This is a genomic window from Kitasatospora sp. NPDC114501, assembly GCF_055633695.1.
Map to the genome: position 1 here is coordinate 217,769 of NZ_JBVKDS010000002.1, position 20,624 is coordinate 238,392.

Below are 20,624 nucleotides of genomic sequence, written 5' to 3' on the forward strand. Positions count from 1 at the left end.
GACCGAGGAGGTGTGGCCGAGGGCGACGTCCCCGTGCGGCGGCACTTCCGCGGCACCTCGTCGGCCCGTACGCCGAAGCCCGTGATGAACCAGCCTGCGCACTCCGACCTGGACCAGCCCGGGGCCGCCACGCCGGCCGCCGGTGCCACCGAGGCCCCCGCCCTCGCGACCTTCACCGAGGGTCCCGACGCGCAGACCTGGACTCCGCCCACCTGGGAGGAGATCGTCGAGGCGCACAGCGCCCGGGTCTACCGGCTGGCCTACCGCCTGACGGGCAACCAGCACGACGCCGAGGACCTCACCCAGGAGGTCTTCGTCCGGGTGTTCCGCTCGCTGTCCACCTACACCCCCGGCACGTTCGAGGGCTGGCTGCACCGGATCACCACCAACCTCTTCCTGGACATGGTCCGCCGCCGCCAGCGCATCCGCTTCGACGCGCTCGGCGAGGACGCGGCCGAGCGGCTCGCCTCCCGCGAGCCCAGCCCGGCCCAGCACTTCAGCGACACCCACTTCGACGCCGACGTGCAGCAGGCCCTGGACACCCTCGCGCCGGAGTTCCGTGCCGCCGTGGTGCTCTGCGACATCGAGGGCCTGTCCTACGAGGAGATCGCCGCCACGCTGGGCGTCAAGCTCGGCACCGTCCGCAGCCGCATCCACCGCGGCCGCTCGCACCTGCGCGCCGCGCTCAAGCACCGCGCCCCCGGCTCGGCCCCCGGCCGTGAGCGCCGCGGCGGCTCGGAGGAGCCGGTGCCGGTGGGCGTCGGCGCGGTCGAGGCCGCGGTCGCGCCCGGTGGGCGCGGACGGAGGCGATCGTGAGCGGAACCAGCCGGTCCGGTTCGGACCGGTCGGACGCGTCCGACCGGCCTCCGAGCCGACGGGGCTGGGCCCTGCCGGGCCGTCGCGGAGGCGACGAACCCGGTGAGCCCGTGCTTTCCGCGGTGGCACTGCCCGCGGACACGGCGCTGCACGCGCTTCCCGTCCGTCCCGCCGCGCCCGCCGCCGAGGAGCACCACCTCGGCGAGCGCCTCTCCGCCTTCCTGGACGGCGAACTCGGCCACGACTCGCGCGACCGCGTCCAGGCCCACCTGGCGACCTGTCCGCAGTGCCTCGCCGAGGCCGACGAGGGCCGCGCCGTCAAGCACCTGCTGAGCGGCACCGGCACCCCCGGCCCGTCCTCCGCGCTGATGGCCCGCCTGATGGCCGTCGGCAACCTCCCCGACGACGCCCCGGCGGACCGCGACCGGCCGGCCGGTCGCGGGCGCCGCGATGACGACGACGACCTGCCCGGCGGCGGGGTCGCGGCCGCCGGCACGCTCGGCGGCAGCCGGCTCGACGGCGGCTCCTTCGGCCGCGGCGCCGGGGCCTCCTTCGGCGCGGGCGCGCTCGGCGCCGGCGCCCCGCTGCCCGGGGTCGACCCGCGCGCCTTCGGGCGCGGCGCGGTGCTGCGGCCGCTGATGGGCCGGCGCACCGCCCGCCCCGAGCCCGCCGTCCCGGCCCGGCCGCAGCCGTCCGCGGCCGCCCTCCGCCCCGCCGCGCGGGGCCGCCGGCTGGTGTTCGCCGCCGCGGGCGCCTTCTCCGTCGCCGCGGTGACGCTCGGCGGCGTCGGCGGGCTCAGCACGCAGGGCGAGGAGCGCCACGGCACCACCGTCAGCCCGCCCGGCCCCGGCACCGGTCCCGGCACCGGCCGCGGCGGCCTCGTCCCGATGAACGCGCAGGTCCCGGTGGACTTCCCGGGCCGCCCGGTCGCCGTGACCCGTGACGCGGCCCCGTCGGGCTCCCCGGAGCGCTTCCCCGGGGGCGTCGCCGCACTGCGCCAGCAGATCCGCTAGAGCCGCCCTCGACGGTCCTCGGCCACCGGCAGGTCTTTACCACGGCTTCATCCCAGCGTGGACCAGGGACTCGCCGGTGGCCATTACCCTGTAGGAACCGTCGTCCGACGAGCTAGGGAGCAAAGGTGTTCAGCGACGTAGGTGGGCTGGAGCTCCTGACCCTCGTCATCATGGCGATCATCATCTTCGGTCCGGACAAGCTGCCGAAGCTGATCCAGGACACCATGGGCTTCATCAGGAAGATCCGCTCCTTCGCCGACAACGCGAAGGAGGACATCCGCAGCGAGCTGGGCCCCGAGTTCCAGGACTTCGAGTTCGAGGACCTCAACCCCAAGACCTTCGTCCGCAAGCAGCTGATGGGCGGCCAGGAGGACCCGCTGGGCCTCAAGGAGATGAAGGACTCGCTGGACCTCCGCTCCGTCCTGGACGACAAGCCGACGGGGCCGGTCAACGGCCGCAGCGGCAGCGTCAGCTTCGAGAAGTCCGACCCGGCCCCCGCCTCCACCGGCGCCCCGCTGGCGCCCGGCGAGCGTCCCCCGTTCGACCCCGACGCCACCTGATCCGCGTCCGGTCCGTACCGCGTTCGGCGTCCCGGCGCCGCGCCACCGCCCCGCCCGGCCACCCGGCTGAGCGGGGCGGCGGCGTGTGCGCCGCTATTGTGCTGATTGCTCCCGCTGAGCCGTCCGTCACTCCGCGCCCGTCGCGGACCGGGAACGGCCCCGGGGAGCGCCGCGGTGCGCCACCATGGGAGCGCGCCACGGCAGGCAAACGTGTGTTTGAGGAGGCCCGGGGATGGACGCGACGAGTCAGACGGGAGGGGCGACGGCCACGGCCGGCGGCCCGGTGGTCGGCGGACAGGCCGGCCCGGCGGACCCGCTGGTGCCCTACCTGTCCGCCGACTTCCCCTGGTACGGGCTGGACGAGGGCTGGACCGGCCGTCGCTACCTGGTGCAGGCCGGCGCCGGCCCCCGCACCGCGGGCAGCGTCGACTACGGCTCGCTCGGCCACGGCGAGGAGCCGGCCCAGCGGTACGAGCCGCGCGACGTGCGGAAGTTCGCCGTCGTGGTCACCGTGGCCCGCCGGGACAGCCGCCGCAGCGCCGACAACACCGGCACCCTGGAGGCGACCTCCGCCTCCTCCGCCGCCTGGCTGGCCGGTTCCGGCCTGCTCGCCGGGACCTGGCCCGGTCAGCTGGACCGGGCGCTGCGCCAGGACTGGCTGGACCAGCAGAGCAGCCTCGCCTGGGACCTCGCCGACGACCTGGCGGGCCCCGGCTGGTCCACGCTCAGCCTGCCGGTCAACGGCCTGCCGCAGCCCTTCCGCTACCGCGAGTCCGAGTACGGCTGGGTGCTGGCCGGCGAGGCCCCCGGCGTCCTGCTCGGCGCCTACGGCCGCGGCGTCAGCGCCTACGGCATCGGCTTCTCCACCGTCCCCGACCTGGCCGCCTACACCCGGCCGTAGCGCCCGAGGCGGACGGCCCGCGGCGGTACGGGCCGTGACGGTACGGCGGAGGGCCGGGTGGTCGCCCACCCGGCCCTCCGACAGGTCACGGCCTCAGAACTTGTTCCTGGGCGTCAGGCCCAGCGACATCCCGGACAGTCCGCGCTGGCGGCCTCCGAGCTTGCCGGCCACCGCTCGCAGGGCGGCGCCGGCCGGGGAGTCGGGCGCGGCGAGCACGACCGGGCGGCCGTCGTCGCCGCCCTCGCGCAGCCGCACGTCGATCGGGATCGAGCCGAGGACCGGGACGGTCGCGCCGACGGTGCGGGTGAGCGCGTCCGCGACGGTCTGGCCGCCGCCGGTGCCGAAGACGTCGATCATCTCGTCGCAGTGCGGGCACGGCATGCCGGACATGTTCTCGATCACGCCGACGATCTTCTGGTGGGTCTGCACCGCGATGGTGCCGGCCCGCTCGGCCACCTCGGCGGCGGCCATCTGCGGGGTGGTGACGATCAGGATCTCCGCGTTGGGGACCAGCTGGGCCACCGAGATCGCGATGTCGCCGGTGCCGGGCGGCAGGTCCAGCAGCAGCACGTCCAGGTCGCCCCAGTACACGTCGGCGAGGAACTGCTGGAGCGCGCGGTGCAGCATCGGGCCGCGCCACACGACCGGGGCGTTGCCCGGGGTGAACATGCCGATCGAGATGACCTTCACGCCGTTCGCCTGCGGCGGCATGATCATGTCCTGGACCTGGGTCGGCCGGCCCTCGACGCCCAGCATGCGCGGCACGCTGTGGCCGTAGATGTCGGCGTCCACCACGGCGACCTTCAGGCCGTCGGCGGCCATCGCGGCCGCCAGGTTGACGGTCACCGAGGACTTGCCGACGCCGCCCTTGCCGGAGGCGACGGCGTAGACCCGGGTCAGGGTGCCCGGCTTGGCGAACGGGATCTCCCGCTCGGGGGCGCCGCCGCGCAGCAGCTGGGACAGCTCCTTGCGCTGCTCGTCGCTCATCACGTCGAGCTCGACCTCGACGCCGGTCACGCCGGGGACCTTCCCGACCGCCTCGCGCACCCGGGTGACGATGGTGTCGCGCATCGGACAGCCGGAGACCGTCAGGTAGACCGCGACGCGCACCGCGCCGCCCTCGGCGATCCCGACCGATTTCACCATGCCGATCTCGGTGATCGGGCGGTTGATCTCCGGGTCGTTGACGGTCGCCAGCGCCTGGCGTACGGACTCCTCCGTGACGCCGGCCGCGACCTCTGTCTCGTTGGCCATGCCTTGATGGTACGGCGCCGACGGATCCCCTTAACCCGTCGGTAGCGTGCCGCCGGTCACAGCGCCTCGGGGGCTTCCCGGCGCTCGTCGATCTCCTTGAGCAGCGACTGGAGTTCGGACCGGATGAAGTCGCGGGTGGCGACCTCGCCGAGCCCGTGCCGCAGGGCGGCGACCTCGCGGGTCAGGTACTCGGTGTCGGCGATGTTGCGGTCGCTGCGGGCGCGGTCCTGCTCCATGTTGACGCGGTCCCGGTTGTCCTGGCGGTTCTGCGCCAGCAGGATCAGCGGGGCCGCGTACGAGGCCTGGAGGGACAGCGCCAGGGTGAGGAAGATGAACGGGTACTCGTCGAAGCGCGCGCTCGCCGGCAGCAGGGTGTTCCACGCTATCCAGACGACGACCACCACCGTCATCCAGACGATGAACCGCCCGGTGCCGAGGAAGCGGGCGATCCGCTCGGACAGGACGCCGAAGGCCTCCGGGTCGTAGGAGGGGAGTGTGAGCAGGCCGGGCCGCGCGGTGCGCGGCTGGTCGAGCCGGGCGCGGCCGGTGCCGGTGATCGGCGCGGTCTCCGCGCGCCGGTCCCGGCCGCCCTCGCGGGTGCGCAGCTCGCGCAGCTGACGCAGTTGGCGCAGTTCGCCCTGGAGGCGCCGGCGCGCGGAGTCGTCCGGCCGTCCGCTGCGGTCACCGTCCACCGGTCACCCCTTCCCTGTCGTCGTCGTGGTCCTCGTCGTGGGCGTGCGGCGCGGCGTCGCGCCAGTCGTCCGGCAGCAGGTGGTCGAGCACGTCGTCGACGGTCACCGCGCCGAGCAGGTGGTCCGCCTCGTCCACGACCGGCGCGGCCACCAAGTTGTAGGTCGCCAGGTAGCTGGTGATCAGCGACAGCGGGGTGTCCGGCGGCAGCGGGTCGAGGTCGTCGTCCACCAGCGAGCCGACCAGGACGTACGGGGGCTCGCGCAGCAGCCGCTGGAAGTGCACGGTGCCCAGGTAGCGGCCGGTCGGGGTCTCGTTCGGCGGGCGGCAGACGAAGACCTGTGCGGCCAGCGCGGGCTTGTGGTCGCTGATCCGGATCCGGGCCAGCGCCTCGGCGACCGTCGCGTCCGGCTCCAGCACGACCGGCTCGGTGGTCATCAGACCGCCGGCGGTGTCCTCCTCGTACGTCAGCAGACGGCGCACCGGCGCGGCCTCCTCCGGCTCCATCAGCTGGAGCAGCCGCTCGGCCTCGTCGCCGGGCAGCTCGGAGAGCAGGTCGGCGGCGTCGTCCGGGTCCATCGCCTCCAGGACGTCGGCGGCGCGCTCCTCCTGGAGCTTGCCGATGATCTCGACCTGGTCGTCCTCGGGCAGCTCCTCCAGGACGTCGGCCAGCCGCTCGTCGTCGAGGGCGGCGGCCACCTCGGCGCGGCGCTTGGCGGACAGGTGGTGCAGCACGCTGGCGAGGTCGGCGGGGCGAAGCTGCTCGAAGGTGGCGAGCAGGTTGGCCGCGCCCTGGTCCTGCTCGGGCACCGAGAAGCCGGTGACGTCCTGCCAGTCCAGGGTGAGCCGCTCGCCCTTGCCCTTGCGCAGCCGGCCGGCCCGGCCGACCTGGACGAAGACCTTGCTGATCTCCCACTCGCGCAGCCGGCTCTGCACCATGCCGACGTCCAGCACGGTGACCTCCTCGCCGGTCTTGGACCAGGTGACGGTGCGGTCCAGCAGCTCGGCGAGCACCAGGGTCTCGGCCGGGCGCTGCTCGAAGCGGCGCAGGTTGATCACGCCCGTGGTGAGCACCTGGCCGGACTCCAGGCTGGTCACCCGGGTCATCGGCAGGAAGATCCGGCGCCGGCCGACCACCTCGACCACCAGGCCGAGCACGCGTGGCGGACGGCCGCCGAGCCGCAGCGAGACGACCACGTCCCGGACCCGGCCGACCTGGTCGCCGTTCGGGTCGAAGACCGCGATGGCGGACAGATGGGAGATGAAGACCCGGGTGCCTGGCCCTGCCATAAACCCTCGACTCCCTCGACGCCGTACCGGAAGCGCCCGGGGGCGCACTCGCGGCCAAGGCTACCCGCGCGGCGGGAGCCCGGCCCGGAGGCACGGTAGCCGTGGGAGACGTCCTGGGCGTGAAGCTTTAGCGGCGCTTGAACAGCAGTTTGGGCAGGCCGGCCGGGATCGGGCGGCGGGTGGTGGCCGGGGTGGGCACCGGCTGTGCGGCGTGCGAGCCGTCCGGCATCGCGCCGGGGCGCTCGGTGAGCGGGCCGGCCGGCTCCAGCCGCAGCACCCGGCACTCGCGGGCCCAGCGGGCGGTGATGGCGTCGGTGTCGGGCGCGTTCAGCCGCTTGCCCTTGAGCTCCTCGACGGCTCCCAGCCAGGCCTCGCCGTCCGGGGCGAGCTCGACCACCCGGGCGCTCCAGCCGGTCAGCCGGCCGCCCTTGTCCTTGCTGCGGACGGTGACCACGGCCCCGGCGCCGGGCTCCAGGCCGTGCAGCGGCTGCTCGCCGCCGCCGCCGACCACCACGACCGCACCGTCGTGCCAGGCGTGCCACAGCGGCCGGGCGTGCTCCTGCCCGTCCGCGCGCACCCAGAGCAGGCCGGACTTCTTCGCGGCCTCCTCCAGCAGGGCCTGGTCGAGGAAGTCGTCGGCGGTCGCGGCGGCGGGCGTACGGTCCATGGCGGACAGCGTACGGCCACCGGGGCCCGTCGGGTGGGGCGTCCGGGCCTGCCGGGAGTCTCAGCCTCCGGGCGACAGTTCCATTACGTCGCCACGGGCCTTACCGTATGACCGCCCACCTCAGCGACCAGCAAGGAGCGCCGTGCCCGCCGCCCGGCCCGCGACCGCCCCCTCCGCCGCCCCCGCGACCGCCGGCCCGGCCCCGGCGCACCCGCCGCTGCCCACCCTCGACCTGCTGCTGCTCGCCGTCTCGATCGGCGGCATCTCGCTGTCCGGCCCGCTGATCAGCGCCACCGCCGCGCCCGCGCTGGCGATCGCCTTCTGGCGCAACGTCATGTCGGTCGGCGTCCTCGGCCCGTACGCGCTGCTGCGCCACCGCGCCGAACTGCGCGGGATCGGCCGGCGGGCGTTGCTGCTCGCGGTGGCCGCCGGGGCGCTGCTCGCCGTGCACTTCGCGCTCTGGATGCCCAGCCTGCGGATGACCTCGGTGGCCTCGGCCACCGCCCTGGTCACCACCACCCCGCTGTGGACCATCCTGCTGATGCGGCTGATGGGCGTCCGGGCGCCGCGGCTGGTCTGGCTCGGCACGACCGTCGCCTTCGCCGGCGTGCTGGTGCTGACCGGGGTCGACCTCTCGCTCTCCCCGCGCGCGCTGCTCGGCGACGCGCTCGCGCTCGCCGCCGGCCTGGCCGCGGCCGGGTACATGCTGCTGGGCGCCGAGGTCCGCAGGACCGTCAGCACCACCGCGTACACCCTGGTCTGCTACGCCACCACGGCGGCGGTGCTGCTGGGGATCTGCCTGGTCGCCGGGACGCCGCTGGCCGGATGGCCGGCCGGGGTGTGGTGGCAGATCGTGCTGCTGATGGTCGCCGCCCAACTGCTCGGCCACTCGCTGAGCAACCGCGTGGTACGCAGCCTCGGGCCGTCGATCACCTCCACCGCGATCCTGCTGGAGACCCCGGGCGCGACCCTGATCGCCGCCCTCTGGCTGGGCCAGTGGCCGCCGGCGGCCGCCTACCCGGCGGTGGTGCTGATCCTGCTCGGCCTGGTCCTGGTCGCCCGCGGCGGACGCAGGTAGGCGCGGGCGGCGCCGGCGCTCAGAGCCAGCCGTTGCGGCGGAAGCCCCGGTACATCCCGAAGCAGATCACCGCGATCGCGCCGAGCACCGTCGGGTAGCCGTACTCCTGGTGCAGCTCGGGCATGTAGTCGAAGTTCATGCCGTAGACGCCGGTGATCATCGTGGGCACCGCGAAGATCGCCGCCCAGGCGGTGATCTTGCGCATGTCCTCGTTCTGCGCCACCGAGACCTGCGCCAGGTTCGCCTGGAGCAGCGAGTTCAGCAGCTCGTCGAAGCCGTGCACCTGCTCGGCGACCCGGGCCAGGTGGTCGGCGACGTCCCGGAAGTACTTCTGGATGTCCGGGTCGACCAGCCGCTGGAGCGGCTCGGACAACTGCTGCATCGGGCGCAGCAGCGGCACCACGGCGCGCTTGAACTCCAGGACCTCGCGCTTGAGTTGGTAGACCCGGCCGACGTCGGCGCTGCGCCCGCCCTTGGCGGAGAAGACGCCGTACTCGATCTCGTCCACGTCGTTCTGGAGCCGCTCGGCGACCAGCAGGTAGTTGTCCACGACGTGGTCGGCGATCGCGTGCAGCACCGCCGACGGCCCCTTGGCGAGCAGCCCGGCCTCGTCCGCGTCGGCCTCCAGCCGGTGGCGCAGCTCCTGCAGCGAACCGTGGCCGCCGTGCCGGACGGTGATCACGAAGTCCGGGCCGGCGAAGACCATCAGCTCGCCGGTCTCCACCACCTCGCTGGTGGGCGTCAGTTGGTCGTGCTCGACGTAGCGGATGGTCTTGAAGACGGCGAACAGCACGTCGTCGTAGCGCTCGACCTTGGGCCGCTGGTGCGCGTGCACCGCGTCCTCGACCGCGAGCGGGTGCAGGCCGAAGCGCTGGGCGATCCCCTCGAACTCGGCCTCGGTCGGCTCGTGCAGCCCGATCCAGCTGAACGATCCTTCCCCCTCGGGGAGTTGGTGCGCGGCCTTGACCCGGCGGGCGGCCTCGCGCGGGCTGCAGGTCTCGCCCCTGCGCCTGCCGTGCTGGTAGACGGCGCAGTCCACGACCGCCGAGGCGGCGTCCTCGGGCAGGACGGCGTAGACGCCGGCCGCGACGCGGCGGCGGTTGGTGCGGACGGCGGCGCGCAGGCTGTTGATCATCGACATGGCAGGCTCCCAGAGGCAGGAACCGTCGCGCGGCGGCACGGAAGGAAAAACGTTCGGCCGCGGTACGACGGCGGAGAACACCGGTGAAACGGGGAATGAAAGTGCTCTCCCGGCCGGTCCGTCCGCCGTGGGGCCGACGCCCGGGGCTACCGCGGCTGATTCAGCCGGTTGGGCCCGCGGGGCGCTGGGTACGGGGAAGGCGGGGCCGGGCAGAGCTGCCGGTACTGCATGGTCGGCCGGTATCCACCGCAACCACCTCCTTCGCGCCGCCGCCCCGGAACGAAACGGTTCCGGTGGCCAGTCGCTCACCCTAACATCTGACCGGGCGTCGAAGCCGACGGGTTTCCCGGAGGTTTTCGAAGCCTTTACGGGACCGGGGGCACCGCCCCGCCCCGCCCCCTCCCTCGCGCGGGCAGCCTCCGGCCCGCCCGCACGCGGCCCGCCGAACCCCCGGGGGTTACGCTCACCGGCATGGCGCACGACTTCCCGCTCTTCGGCGACCCCCACGGCGGCAACCCCTCGGAGCTCTCCCGGGAGGCGGTGCTGGCCGCCGTCGAGGCCCGGCTGATCTCCACCTTCGGCGAACCGGGCGGCCGAGCCGCGGTCACCTTCCTCGGGGCCGACCGGATCGAGGTGCTGCGCTTCGGCCCGGACGCCGAGGGCCTGGTGCGGTACGCGACGCTCGGCATGTCCGCCGCGCCGATGGCCGACCCGACCTCACCCGTCGCCGACCAGGTGCGCGGCCCGCGCGTCGAACTGGTGCTCACCGTCCGGGGCGGGCGCGACAGCGTGCTGCGCACCCTGGCCACCTTCGCCGCCACCCCGCAGGTCGAGGGCCTGGTGGTGGCCCCCGGCGGCTCGCTGGACCTCGGCTCCCCGCTCTGGGACGGCGCGCCCTTCACCTCGGTGCTCGCGGCCGAACCCGGCGGCCTGGTCGAGGACCTGGAGCTGGCCGAGCCGGCCGACCCGGTCCGCTTCCTGCCGCTGCTGCCGATGACGCCCAACGAGGCGGGCTGGAAGCGGGTGCACGGCGCGGCCGCGCTCCAGGAGCGCTGGCTCGACCAGGGCGCCGACCTGCGCGACCCGGACCGGCGCGGCGTCCGGCTGGACTGACCGACGCCCGGTCAGGCCGGGCGGGCGGGATGGTCCGCACGCCCGCCGGGCGCTCCGGTACGCCGGGGCATGGCAGCGGCGGCGGCACCGTCCGCCGGACCAGGGGACTCATCATCCCCTGGTCCGGCGTCCGGGGGCCGGTTCCCGGGTCCGCGTCGGCTCAGCGCTCGATCGGCTTCGCCCCGGTGGCCTGCGCCAGCAGTGCCTCGTACACCTCCGGGTCGGTGGTGTGCTCGCCCAGCCGGACGGTCTTGCGGCTGCCGTGGTAGTCGCTGGAGCCGGTGACCAGCAGGCCGAGTTCACCGGCCAGGCCGCGCAGCCGGGCCCTGGTCTCCTCGTCGTGGTCGGTGTGGTCGACCTCCAGCGCGGCCAGCCCGGCCTCCGCGAGGTCGGCGATCACCTGGTCGGAGACCGTCCGGCCGCGCTTGACCGCGCCCGGGTGGGCGAACACCGGCACCCCGCCGGCCGCCCGGACCAGCCGGACCGCCGCGACCGGGTCGGTCTCGTGCTTGCGGACGTCCGCCCGCCCGCCATTGGCCAGCCAGTCGGCGGTGAAGGCGTCCGAGACGGTGGCCACCACGCCCGCCTCGACCAGCGCGCTGGCGATGTGCGGCCGCCCGACCGAGCCCATCCCGGCGATCCGCTGCACCTGCTCCCAGCTGATCTCCGCGCCGAGCTCCCGGCAGCGCTCGACGACGGCCCGCCCGCGCCGGAACCGGTCGTTGCGCACCAGGTCCCGCTCGCGCGCGAACTCCGGCTCCTCGGGGTCGAACAGGTACGCCAGCAGGTGCATGCTGATGTCGTCCACGACGCAGGACAGTTCGGCGCCCGGGACGACGGTCAGCCGGCTGCCCGCGGGCAGCGCGCGCACCGCCGCGGCTGCCTCGGCGTGGCCGGCCACGGTGTCGTGGTCGGTCAGCGCCACCACGTCGAGGTCCGCGGCGACGGCCGCCGCGACCAGCTCGGCCGGGGTGTCGGTGCCGTCGGAGGCGTTGCTGTGGGCGTGCAGGTCGATGCGCACGGATCGGGCTCCTGGGGGCTCGTGGGTGCCGCCCAGGATAGGTCAGCGGCCGGCGGCCGGGGGCGTCCTGGGGGTCCTGCCGGACCCGGCGAATACCTGCAGGACACCCCTCAGCCGAGCAGCCGGGGGGAGAGCGCCCCGCAGGGCAGCAGGTCCAGTTCGGCGCCGGCCTCGCGCAGGTCGGTCAGCACCAGCTCGTCGTACATCACCAGCGCGGACTGCTCGGGCCAGGCGACCGCCCAGAGCCACAGGCCGCGGGCCTCGCCGACGAACACCGCGCGGTCGGCCGGGGCGTCCGGGACGTGGAACATGGGGGTGGGCCGCCCGGCCGCCATCAGCTTGGCGTCGGCGGGCTTGTAGAGGCCGACGGAGTCGCCCGGGTCCGGCCCGGGCATGCCGGCGTAGCGGGCGCCGAGGCCGACGCCCAGCTCCTCGGCGACCAGCACCAGTTCGCCGAAGCCGCCGAGCGGCGCCGGCCCGGAGCAGGCGACTGCGGTGGCCCGGGCGCCCGAGACGTCGTCGCCGACGTGGGCGATGCCGGTGTAGAGCCAGCCGACCGGGAGCGGCCAGGGCAGCCAGACCGGGACCTGGGAGCGGGCGACGGCGACGTCGAGGGCCTCCACGCTCGGTGGCAGCACCGGCTGCATCGGGTGCACGGCTCCGTGCCGGTCGCACTGCCAGGTGTCTGAGAACAGACCGGGGGCGCGGACCCGACCGGCGCACCTCGGGCAGCTTGGCTCGCCCCTCATAGCCGTCAACGCTCCTCCCTCCGGACCGCCGCGTCAAGGACGATCACCCGTACGGAGGGCTCGGCGGAACCTGTCGGTGGCGGATGCCCGGCCGTCGCCGGGTGGGTGCGGCGCGGGCGGTTCCCGTTGGGGGATGTCCCGTCACGGGCGGCGGCAAACGTCCCGGGGTCCGTCCCCGGACACACTGACGCCCCGTCGACGGCGAATGCGGTGACGGGGCGTCAGTCGGGTATCGGGACGTCCGGATCGGACGCTCCCGGCTCATCGGCGGCGGGTGAGGACTCCGGATCGGAGGCGCCGCACCGGGTCAGACGGTCGGGCACGGACGGATGAGCAGGCGTTCGCCGGTGCGGGCGGCGGCCTGGACGACCTCGCGCACGGTGGCGGCGTCGGCGATCTGGCGGTCGGTGGCGGAGCCGTTGGTGTCGTCGAGTCGGACGATCTCGAAGCGCATGGTCTTCGTCATGGGCGTCTCCTTTCCTGGCCCCGCGGGGCGGGGCGGTCGCGGCTGAGTCGGTATCAGCCCTTTCGGGATCGTGCGGATCCGGCGGTGCGGCCGGACCGGGCGGTTCGTGGTCGCGCGTACGGCGGTCTGCTGCGGCAGGGGCTACCCCTGCTCGCCGGGTGCGTCCACTGCCTCGGGTACCACGGTGAGGTGGCGGTGCTACCGGGCCGTTGCCCGCCCGTGAAGTCCAGGTTTCGGGTGATCGGCGCCGGAGCGGAGGCCGGCGATGATTCCCGGACAGAATCAAAGATTACCGTAACTAACGACTTTTGTCCTGTGTTGAAGCCGATCGAAGTTGCAGAAGTGGTACAGACCACTTTCGGTCGATCGACGGAACCTGACCGGGCCGGCCGTTCCGGCGCGGTCCGGTCAGGCCCAGAACGCGGCCAGCGCCTCGGCCGTGGCGGCCGGCTGCTCGGCGTTGGGGGAGTGGCCGGCGTCCGCGACCACCACCCGGCGGGCGCCCAGGCGCTCGGCCATGGCGGTCTGCTCGGGGACCGGCCAGGCGTAGTCCCGCACCCCGGACAGCACCAGCAGCGGCATTCCGGCGGTGACGGCGGCCAGCTCCGCCACCCGGTCCGGCGCGGCCACCAGGTGGGCGCCGGTGACGGACAGCGCCCGCGGCACGTTGGCCAGCCAGCGCCGGTGCAGGAACTCCGCGACGGCCGGATCCAGGCTCGGCCGCGGCCGCCCGCTCTCCGCCTCCAGCTGCCGCATGACCTGCCAGATCTGCTCCAGGTCCATCCCCCGCAGGGCGTCCAGCAGCAGCCCGGTGCGGGCCGCCTCCGCCGGGTCGATCGCGCCCGGGCCGGTGGACACCAGGGTCAGCGAGCGCCAGGGCAGCGGGCCCTCGGCGGCCGCGGCGAGCACCGCCTCGCGCACCACGTGGCCGCCGAAGGAGTGCCCCAGCAGGTGCAGAGGGGCGCCGTCGGCCGCCAGCACCTCGGTGAGCGCCCGGACGTCCGCACCGAGCGCCCCGACGCCGTACGCCGCCGGGTCGTCCGGGCCACCGGTCTGGTACTGCCCGCGCTGGTCCACGGCCGTCACCCGGTACCCGGCGGCCGCCAGCGGCTCCAGCAGCGCGATGAAGTCCTCCTTGCTGCCGGTGAACCCCGGCACCAGCAGCGCCGAGCCGCGCACCGGCCCGGCCGGCTCCGCCCGCAGCGCCGCGAACTCGCCGCGCCCGGTCACCACGCGCTCGGCCCGTGCACAGCCGGGAAGCGTCAGAAACGGCGGCGTGCTCATGGGCTGCTCTCCCTGCTGTCCTGCCGGTGACCTGCTGTCCTGTCGTCGGCTCCCCGACGCTCCGACGCCCCCGAGCTTAGGGGCGGAACGCCCGAGGGGGCGGGCCGGGCCGGGTGCGGCCTGGCTCGCCCCCTCGGGGGGAGACACGGGGGTGTCAGCTCTCCGGGGTGGCCTCCGCGGGCGCGGCGACCTTGCGGGTGCGGGTGCGCTTGCGGGGGGCCGGGACCTCGGCGGCGGCCTCGGTGGCCTCGGCGGCCGGGGCCTCCGGGGCGGTCTCGGCGACGGCCTTGGGCTTGCGGGCCCGGGTGGCCTTCTTGGCCGGGGCGGGGGCTTCGGCGGTCTCGGTGGCCGCGGCCGCCTCGACGGTCTCGGCCTTCGGCTTGCGGGCCCGGGTGGCCTTCTTCGCCGGGGCCGGAGCCTCGGTGACCGCCTCGGTGACCGCCTCGACAGCGGCCTCGGCGGCCGGGGCGTCGGCCTCGACGGCCTCCGCCTTGGGCTTGCGGGTCCGGGTGCGGGCGGCCTTCTTCGCCGGAGCCGGAGCCTCGGTGGCCGGAGCCTCGGTGGCCGCCTCGACGGCCTCGGCAGCGGCCTCGGCGGCCGGGGCGTCGGCCTCGACGGCCTCCGCCTTGGGCTTGCGGGTCCGGGTGCGGGTGGCCTTCTTCGCCGGGGCCGGAGCCTCGGTGACCGCCTCGGCGACCGGGGCGGCGCCCGCCTCGACGGCGGCCTCGACGACCGCCACGGCCTCGGCCACGACGGCCTCGGCGACCGCAGCCGCCTCGACCGCCACCACGGCCTCGGCACCGGCGGCACCGCCGCGCGAGCGGCGACGGCGGCGGCGCGGCGCGGCCTCGCCCTCGGCGCCCTCGACGGCCGGAGCGGCCGCGGCGGCCTCGGTTGCGGCGGCAGCGGCCTCGCCCTCGGCGCCGACCGCCGAGCCCCGACGGGTGCGACGGCGCTCACGGGTGCGGCGCGGCTTCTCCTCGGTCTCGGCCGCCGGGGCACCGGCGCCCGGACGGCCGGAGCCGCCCTGACCGCCGCGCCCACCGCGACCGCCGGTGCGGGCCGCACGGGCGCCGCGTCCACCGGTCTCGCCGAGGTCCTCGACCTCCTCCGCGTTGAGCCCCGCGCGGGTCCGCTCCGAGCGCGGCAGGATGCCCTTGGTGCCCGGCGCGATCTTCAGCAGCTCGTACAGGTGCGCCGAGGTGGAGTAGGTCTCCTCCGGGTCGTTGAACGTCAGGTCCAGCGCCTTGTTGATCAGCTGCCAGCGCGGGATGTCGTCCCAGTCGACCAGCGTGACGGCGGTGCCCGAGGCGCCGGCCCGGCCGGTGCGGCCGATCCGGTGCAGGTAGGTCTTCTCGTCCTCGGGGCACTGGTAGTTGATGACGTGGGTGACGCCCTCGACGTCGATGCCGCGGGCGGCCACGTCGGTGCAGACCAGCACGTCGACCTTGCCGTTGCGGAAGGCCCGCAGGGCCTGCTCGCGGGCGCCCTGGCCGAGGTCGCCGTGGACCGCGCCGGCCGCGAAGCCGCGCTGGGTCAGCTGGTCGGAGACGTCGGCGGCGGTGCGCTTGGTGCGGCAGAAGATCATCGCCAGCCCGCGGCCGTCGGCCTGGAGGATGCGCGAGACCATCTCGACCTTGTCCAGCGAGTGCGCACGGAAGATGTGCTGCTCGGTGTTGGCGACGGTCGTGCCGGTGTCGTCCGGGGCGGTGGCCCGGATGTGGGTCGGCTGGCTCATGTACCGGCGGGCGAGGTTGATGACCTGGCCCGGCATGGTGGCCGAGAACAGCAGGGTCTGCCGCTTGGCGGGCAGCATGGTGATGATCTTCTCGACGTCGGGCAGGAAGCCCAGGTCGAGCATCTCGTCGGCCTCGTCCAGGACCAGCGCGCGGACCTTGGACAGGTTCAGCTTCTTCTGCCCGGCCAGGTCGAGCAGGCGGCCCGGGGTGCCGACCACGATGTCGACGCCCTTGGTGAGCGCCTCCACCTGCGGCTCGTACGCCCGGCCGCCGTAGACGGCGAGGACGCGCACGTCGCGGACCTTGCCCGCGGTCTGGAGGTCGTTGGTGACCTGGGTGCAGAGCTCGCGGGTCGGGACGACGATCAGCGCCTGCGGGGCCTCGGAGAGCTGCTCCTCGGTGGCGCGGCCGGCGTCCACGTCGGCGCGCACGACGACCCGCTCGATCAGCGGGAGGCCGAAGCCGAGGGTCTTGCCGGTGCCGGTCTTGGCCTGGCCGATGACGTCGTGGCCGGTCAGCGCGACCGGGAGGGTCATCTCCTGGATGGGGAAGGGGTGGACGATGCCGACGGCCTCGAGTGCCTCGGCGGTCTCCGGGAGGATCCCCAGGTCGCGGAAGGTCGTCTTGATGGGTTCAGCGGTGGTGGACAGGGTGCTGCCTCTTCCGTGTGGAGGGGCCGAGAGCGAGCGGCGGGCGGGCAACCGCGCGGCTGCCTACGGGCCTGGGCGGCCCTGATACAGCTGCGCGGACGCACAACCGCGCCGGTCCCTGCGGCCGGCCGGTGCGCGCTGCCCTGTGCGGGGCGCGTCGCCGGCGGCGTCGGGGAGAGTTCCCGTGAGGGACCTGCGCGGGACCTCCGCCTCGGGGCGTGGTCTCGGCGGCCCTCGCTCGGCCACTGATGCGGTGCCAAGGCTTGAAGTCCAAGCCATGGTCGGAGCCGATCGGCTCTCCGACCGGGCATCCGCGTACGTGAGTACCCGTGCCTCCGGCGCGGACACGTCCGGCTGGACGGTGACGCTACGGGGGTTCGCGCGGGGTACCGAGACGGCGGTGACACCATGCGAACACGACGGGCTCCGTACCACCATACAGTCAGGCGACGACTCGAACACGTGACGCGTCTGACATTGCCCCCGGCAACCGCCACCGGACCGGCCGCTCCGGCCGGTCACCGGGCGTGCCTGGTGGTGGGGTGGCGAGGCCGGCGGGACTAAGGTGGCGGGTCATGGAGACCCATGGTGAGACGCAGGACGGAGCGGCCGGCTCGATCGGGGACTGGGCCGCGTGCTCGGCCGACCCCGGGTACCGGGCGGCGGTGCTGGACCTGCTCGGCGCGCTCGCGTACGGCGAGCTGAGCGCCTTCGAGCGGCTCGCCGAGGACGCCAAGCTGGCGCCCGACCTCGCCGACAAGGCGGCGCTGGCCCGGATGGCCTCCGCCGAGTTCCAGCACTACCAGCGGCTGCACGACCGGCTCGCCGAGATCGGCGCCGACCCGCAGGAGGCGATGCGGCCGTTCGTCGAGCCGCTGGAGCTGTTCCACCGGATGACGGCGCCCTCCGACTGGCTGGAGGGCCTGGTCAAGGCCTACGTCGGCGACGCCATCGCGACCGACTTCTACCGCGAGGTGGCCGTCCGGCTGGACGACGACACCCGCGACCTGGTGCTGAGCGTGATGTCCGACACCGGCCACGCCCAGTTCGCCGTCGACAAGGTCCGCCAGGCCATCGAGGCCGACCCCCGGGCCGGCGGCCGGCTCGCCCTGTGGGGCCGGCGCCTGATGGGTGAGGCGCTCAGCCAGGCCCAGCGGGTGGTCGCCGAGCGCGACGCGCTGTCCAACCTGCTGGTCGGCGGCGTCCAGGTACAGGGCTTCGACCTGGTCGAGGTCGGCAAGATGTTCAACCGGATCACCGAGGCGCACACCCGGCGGATGGCCGCCCTCGGCCTGGCCTCCTAGCCTTCGGCCCGGCTTTCTGCCCGGCTTTCTGCCCGGCTTCGGGGAGGGCCTCAGGCCGCCCGGTGCCGCCGGGCGCGGTGGGCGCCGGACCGGTGCGGGTGGTGCCGGTGCGCCGGGGCGCGCCCGGCGGCGAGGTCCGGCCGGGCCAGCAGCGAGGTGAGCACGCCCGCGGCCACCGCCGCGGCCGCGACGGACAGCGCCGGCTGGCGCCCGTCCACGCTGAAGTGCGCGACCAACCCGCCGACCATGGCCGCCGCCAGCGCGGTGCCCAGCGTCAGGGCCCGGGCGGCCCGGAAGTACGCGGGCAGGGCCAGCAGGGCGGCGCCGCCCGTGACCAGGCCGACGAGGGCGAAGGCGATCGACTCGACCAGCAAGACTGCCTCCCGGGGGTGACGGGCGTGCGGCACCGGCGCCGCACCCTCGCCGTACCCCGCCGCACCGGGCCCCACACGCGACGGTGCCCCGCTCCCTCGCGGGAACGGGGCACCGGACGATCCTGTGCGGCGGGCGCCTCAGGTGGTGCCGAAGCCGACCTTGCGGACGGCCTGCTCGCCGATCTCCACGTACGCCAGGCGCTCTGCCGGGACGATGATGCGACGGCCGTGCTCGTCGGACAGCGCGAAGATCTTCTCCGAGCCCTCCAGCGCCTTGGCGACCGCGCTCTGGACCTCATCGGCAGTCTGCGAGCTCTCGATCACGATCTCGCGAGGCGCGTTCTGCACGCCGATCTTGACCTCCACGGCTTCCGTCCCTCCGGGGTTGCAGCCTCCATGCACGGACACCGGACCGCCTGGGACAAGCGTTCGCGGCGACCGTGCCGTACGGCTTCACCATAGAGCACGGGATCCCCGGCCAGGCGAAGGTCGGCGGATCAGCCCTGGTGGGCGGCGCCCTCGCCGGACTGCTCGCCCGGGTGCATCGGGAAGCCCTTCAAGCCGCGCCAGGACAGGCTGGCGACCAGCCGCACCGCCTCGTCGCGGGGGATCTCCAGGCCCTGCGAGAGCCAGTACCGGGCGGTGATCTGGGCCAGGCCGCAGACCCCGGCGGCGAGCAGCTTGGACTCCGCCTCGGGCAGGTCGGTGTCCTCCTGGATCACCTTGCTGACCAGCGTCGCGCTCGCCTCGGAGGCGCGCTCGACCCGCTCGCGCACGGCCGGCTCGTTGGTCAGGTCCGACTCGAAGACCAGTCGGAAGGCGCCGGACTCGCTGGAGACGTAGTTGAAGTACGCCTCCATGGTGTTGGCCACCCGCTGCTTGTTGTCGTTGGTCGTCGACAGCGCCTCGCGGGTCGACTCGACCAGGGCGTCGCAGTGCTTGTCCAACAGCGCCAGGTAGAGCTCCAGCTTCCCGGGGAAGTGCTGGTAGAGCACCGGCTTGCTCACCCCGGCGCGGTCGGCGATGTCGTCCATGGCGGCCGCGTGGTAGCCCTGCGCGACGAACACCTCCTGGGCGGCACCGAGCAGTTGTTCACGGCGGGCGCTTCGCGGCAGGCGGGCACCGCGCGGGCGCTCCTGCGCCTCCTGGATGGCCGTCACGGCGCTCCTCACTTCGGGGTCTGTTCGCTGCTGGCAAGAGGGCCGATTCTACTTTTCGGTAACCGCGCCCGCGTTCGGCGGAGGCGAGAAAAGACGATCGGCCTGGTTGTCAGGAGCCCACAATACGGCGCTGACCTCGGCCTCGGCAGTGGTGCGACGGAGGCGGCCGACGGCCGGACCACCCCGGGGGTCTCCGGCCGGGGCTCACTACCATCGTCCACCATGAGCAGCGCTGAGCAGCAGGTACGTACGGTCGAGGTCCCCGGCGCGGTGCTCGCGGTGCACCGCCCCGCCGCCGGCGGCGCCCCCGACGGGCGCGAGCCCGGGCTCTTCGTACACGGCCTCGGCGGCTCGGCCGCCAACTGGCAGGTCCTGATGGACCGGCTCTCCGGACAGATCGACGGCGAGGCCGTGGACCTGCCGGGCTTCGGCCGCTCCCACCCGCCCACCGACGGCAACCTCACCGTCTCCGGCCACGTCCGCGCGGTGATCGGCTACCTGGAGGCGACCGGCCGCGGCCCGGTCCACCTGGTCGGCAACTCCCTGGGCGGCGCCGTCGCCGTCCGGCTGGCGGCCCTGCGCCCGGACCTGGTGCGCAGCCTCACCCTGGTCTCCCCGGCCCTGCCCGAGCTGCCCCCGCAGCGCTCGGCCTGGCCGACCGGCCTGCTCGCGGTGCCGGGAGTGCCCGCGGTGCTGCGCCGGCTGTCGGCGGGCGGGCGCGACGCCGAGGCGGCCACCGAGGACCTGCTGCGACTGGTCTACGGCGACCCGGGCGCCCTGAGCCCGGCGGCCCGGGCCCAGGCGGTGGCCGACTACCGGCGCCGGCTGGAGGTTCCGCACGCGATGCAGGCGCTGGTCGGCTCGGCCCGCGGCATCGTCTCCGCGTACACCGAGCGCGGCGACCAGGCGCTGTGGCGGCAGGCCGAGCAGGTCGCGGCGCCGGTGCTGCTGGTGTACGGGCTGCGCGACAAGCTGGTCTCCTACCGCTCGGCCCGCCGCGCCTGCGCGGCCTTCGCGGACGCCCGGCTGCTGGTGCTGCCGGAGTCCGGGCACGTGGCGATGATGGAGCACCCCGACCAGGTCGCCCGGGCGGTGCGGGAGCTGATCGCGCGCACCACCGGCTGAGTGCGCACCACCGGCTGAGCACGCGCCGCGGGCCGGACGTGCGCCGCCGGGCTGAAGGGATGCCGCCCGGGCTGTAGGTACGCCGGGGCCGGGCCGACCGCGCCCGCGCGGGCGGCCGCGCATACCGCCCGGTAACGCCCCGGCCGGGGCCGAGGTCACGGCGGTTCACTCGATCAGGTGGCAGGCAGGCACGTGACCGATGGATCGGCCCGGGCCGGTCCTACCTTTC

The 20,624-nt window shown here is 74.8% G+C and carries 21 protein-coding genes; 8 read left to right on the forward strand and 13 right to left on the reverse strand.

What is annotated here, in order from left to right; translation table 11 throughout:
• Positions 1–84: 84 nt before the first annotated feature.
• From sigE to ACZ7RU_RS04540, 4 genes are all read left to right on the forward strand, one after another.
• The gene (sigE, locus tag ACZ7RU_RS04525; protein WP_470339756.1) at positions 85–816 is read left to right on the forward strand and encodes an RNA polymerase sigma factor SigE; all 732 of its coding nucleotides are present in this window, start codon (positions 85–87) and stop codon (positions 814–816) included.
• 122 nt (positions 817–938) lie between these two features.
• Positions 939–1,829, forward strand: coding sequence for a zf-HC2 domain-containing protein (locus tag ACZ7RU_RS04530; RefSeq protein WP_470339464.1), 891 nt, complete (start codon positions 939–941; stop codon positions 1,827–1,829).
• Between the two features lie 125 nt (positions 1,830–1,954).
• Positions 1,955–2,389, forward strand: coding sequence for a sec-independent translocase (locus ACZ7RU_RS04535; protein WP_470339465.1), 435 nt, complete (start codon positions 1,955–1,957; stop codon positions 2,387–2,389).
• Positions 2,390–2,621: 232 nt separating this feature from the next.
• Positions 2,622–3,290 (forward strand): hypothetical protein, encoded by a 669-nt coding sequence (locus ACZ7RU_RS04540; RefSeq protein WP_470339466.1) that lies wholly within the window; start codon positions 2,622–2,624, stop codon positions 3,288–3,290.
• Between the two features lie 93 nt (positions 3,291–3,383).
• Here the strand turns inward: ACZ7RU_RS04540 and ACZ7RU_RS04545 are convergent, their stop codons facing one another.
• The 4 genes from ACZ7RU_RS04545 to ACZ7RU_RS04560 all read right to left on the reverse strand — a co-directional run bounded on the left by ACZ7RU_RS04545 (position 3,384) and on the right by ACZ7RU_RS04560 (position 7,191).
• On the reverse strand, positions 3,384–4,544 hold the full coding sequence (locus ACZ7RU_RS04545) for an Mrp/NBP35 family ATP-binding protein (RefSeq protein WP_387694902.1): 1,161 nt from the start codon (positions 4,542–4,544) through the stop codon (positions 3,384–3,386).
• Positions 4,545–4,600: 56 nt separating this feature from the next.
• On the reverse strand, positions 4,601–5,149 hold the full coding sequence (locus ACZ7RU_RS04550; RefSeq protein ID WP_470339757.1) for a DUF1003 domain-containing protein: 549 nt from the start codon (positions 5,147–5,149) through the stop codon (positions 4,601–4,603).
• Between the two features lie 76 nt (positions 5,150–5,225).
• Positions 5,226–6,524, reverse strand: coding sequence for a magnesium transporter MgtE N-terminal domain-containing protein (locus ACZ7RU_RS04555; RefSeq protein ID WP_470339467.1), 1,299 nt, complete (start codon positions 6,522–6,524; stop codon positions 5,226–5,228).
• A 127-nt stretch (positions 6,525–6,651) separates the two neighbouring features.
• A complete protein-coding gene (locus ACZ7RU_RS04560) occupies positions 6,652–7,191 on the reverse strand; it encodes a hypothetical protein (RefSeq protein WP_470339468.1) in 540 nt (179 codons plus the stop codon).
• A gap of 142 nt (positions 7,192–7,333) precedes the next feature.
• Between ACZ7RU_RS04560 and ACZ7RU_RS04565 the strand changes: the two genes are divergently transcribed.
• Complete coding sequence (locus ACZ7RU_RS04565) at positions 7,334–8,269, forward strand: DMT family transporter (protein ID WP_470339469.1); 936 nt, start codon at positions 7,334–7,336, stop codon at positions 8,267–8,269.
• A 19-nt stretch (positions 8,270–8,288) separates the two neighbouring features.
• Here the strand turns inward: ACZ7RU_RS04565 and corA are convergent, their stop codons facing one another.
• The gene (gene corA, locus ACZ7RU_RS04570; RefSeq protein ID WP_470339470.1) at positions 8,289–9,410 is read right to left on the reverse strand and encodes a magnesium/cobalt transporter CorA; all 1,122 of its coding nucleotides are present in this window, start codon (positions 9,408–9,410) and stop codon (positions 8,289–8,291) included.
• A 471-nt stretch (positions 9,411–9,881) separates the two neighbouring features.
• On the opposite strand from corA, the gene ACZ7RU_RS04575 reads away from it, so the two are divergent.
• Complete coding sequence (locus ACZ7RU_RS04575) at positions 9,882–10,523, forward strand: suppressor of fused domain protein (protein ID WP_470339471.1); 642 nt, start codon at positions 9,882–9,884, stop codon at positions 10,521–10,523.
• A gap of 160 nt (positions 10,524–10,683) precedes the next feature.
• On the opposite strand, the gene ACZ7RU_RS04580 is transcribed toward ACZ7RU_RS04575, so the two are convergent.
• The 5 genes from ACZ7RU_RS04580 to ACZ7RU_RS04600 form a co-directional block, all read right to left on the reverse strand.
• A complete protein-coding gene (locus ACZ7RU_RS04580; protein ID WP_470339472.1) occupies positions 10,684–11,544 on the reverse strand; it encodes a PHP domain-containing protein in 861 nt (286 codons plus the stop codon).
• Between the two features lie 110 nt (positions 11,545–11,654).
• Positions 11,655–12,293: a DUF6758 family protein gene (locus ACZ7RU_RS04585; RefSeq protein WP_470339473.1), complete on the reverse strand. Its 639-nt coding sequence runs from the start codon at positions 12,291–12,293 to the stop codon at positions 11,655–11,657.
• Between the two features lie 307 nt (positions 12,294–12,600).
• Positions 12,601–12,759 (reverse strand): hypothetical protein, encoded by a 159-nt coding sequence (locus ACZ7RU_RS04590; RefSeq protein ID WP_470339780.1) that lies wholly within the window; start codon positions 12,757–12,759, stop codon positions 12,601–12,603.
• 408 nt (positions 12,760–13,167) lie between these two features.
• Positions 13,168–14,043 carry an alpha/beta fold hydrolase gene (locus ACZ7RU_RS04595; RefSeq protein ID WP_470339474.1) on the reverse strand — a complete coding sequence of 292 codons (876 nt, stop codon included), beginning with the start codon at positions 14,041–14,043 and terminating at the stop codon, positions 13,168–13,170.
• A 154-nt stretch (positions 14,044–14,197) separates the two neighbouring features.
• Positions 14,198–16,318, reverse strand: coding sequence for a DEAD/DEAH box helicase (locus ACZ7RU_RS04600; protein ID WP_470339475.1), 2,121 nt, complete (start codon positions 16,316–16,318; stop codon positions 14,198–14,200).
• A gap of 689 nt (positions 16,319–17,007) precedes the next feature.
• Here ACZ7RU_RS04600 and ACZ7RU_RS04605 point away from each other — a divergent pair.
• On the forward strand, positions 17,008–17,736 hold the full coding sequence (locus tag ACZ7RU_RS04605) for a ferritin-like fold-containing protein (RefSeq protein WP_470339476.1): 729 nt from the start codon (positions 17,008–17,010) through the stop codon (positions 17,734–17,736).
• 50 nt (positions 17,737–17,786) lie between these two features.
• Here ACZ7RU_RS04605 and ACZ7RU_RS04610 read toward each other — a convergent pair whose 3' ends face one another.
• From ACZ7RU_RS04610 to ACZ7RU_RS04620, 3 genes are all read right to left on the reverse strand, one after another.
• Positions 17,787–18,110, reverse strand: a complete 324-nt coding sequence (locus tag ACZ7RU_RS04610) for a hypothetical protein (RefSeq protein WP_470339477.1) — start codon at positions 18,108–18,110, stop codon at positions 17,787–17,789.
• A gap of 138 nt (positions 18,111–18,248) precedes the next feature.
• Positions 18,249–18,476, reverse strand: a complete 228-nt coding sequence (locus tag ACZ7RU_RS04615) for a DUF3107 domain-containing protein (protein WP_470339478.1) — start codon at positions 18,474–18,476, stop codon at positions 18,249–18,251.
• 131 nt (positions 18,477–18,607) lie between these two features.
• Entirely contained in the window at positions 18,608–19,270 is a 663-nt protein-coding gene (locus ACZ7RU_RS04620) for a TetR/AcrR family transcriptional regulator (protein WP_387749949.1), read from the reverse strand.
• Between the two features lie 222 nt (positions 19,271–19,492).
• Here ACZ7RU_RS04620 and ACZ7RU_RS04625 point away from each other — a divergent pair, with 222 nt between their 5' ends.
• Entirely contained in the window at positions 19,493–20,395 is a 903-nt protein-coding gene (locus tag ACZ7RU_RS04625; RefSeq protein WP_470339479.1) for an alpha/beta fold hydrolase, read from the forward strand.
• The last annotated feature ends 229 nt before the right edge of the window (positions 20,396–20,624 follow it).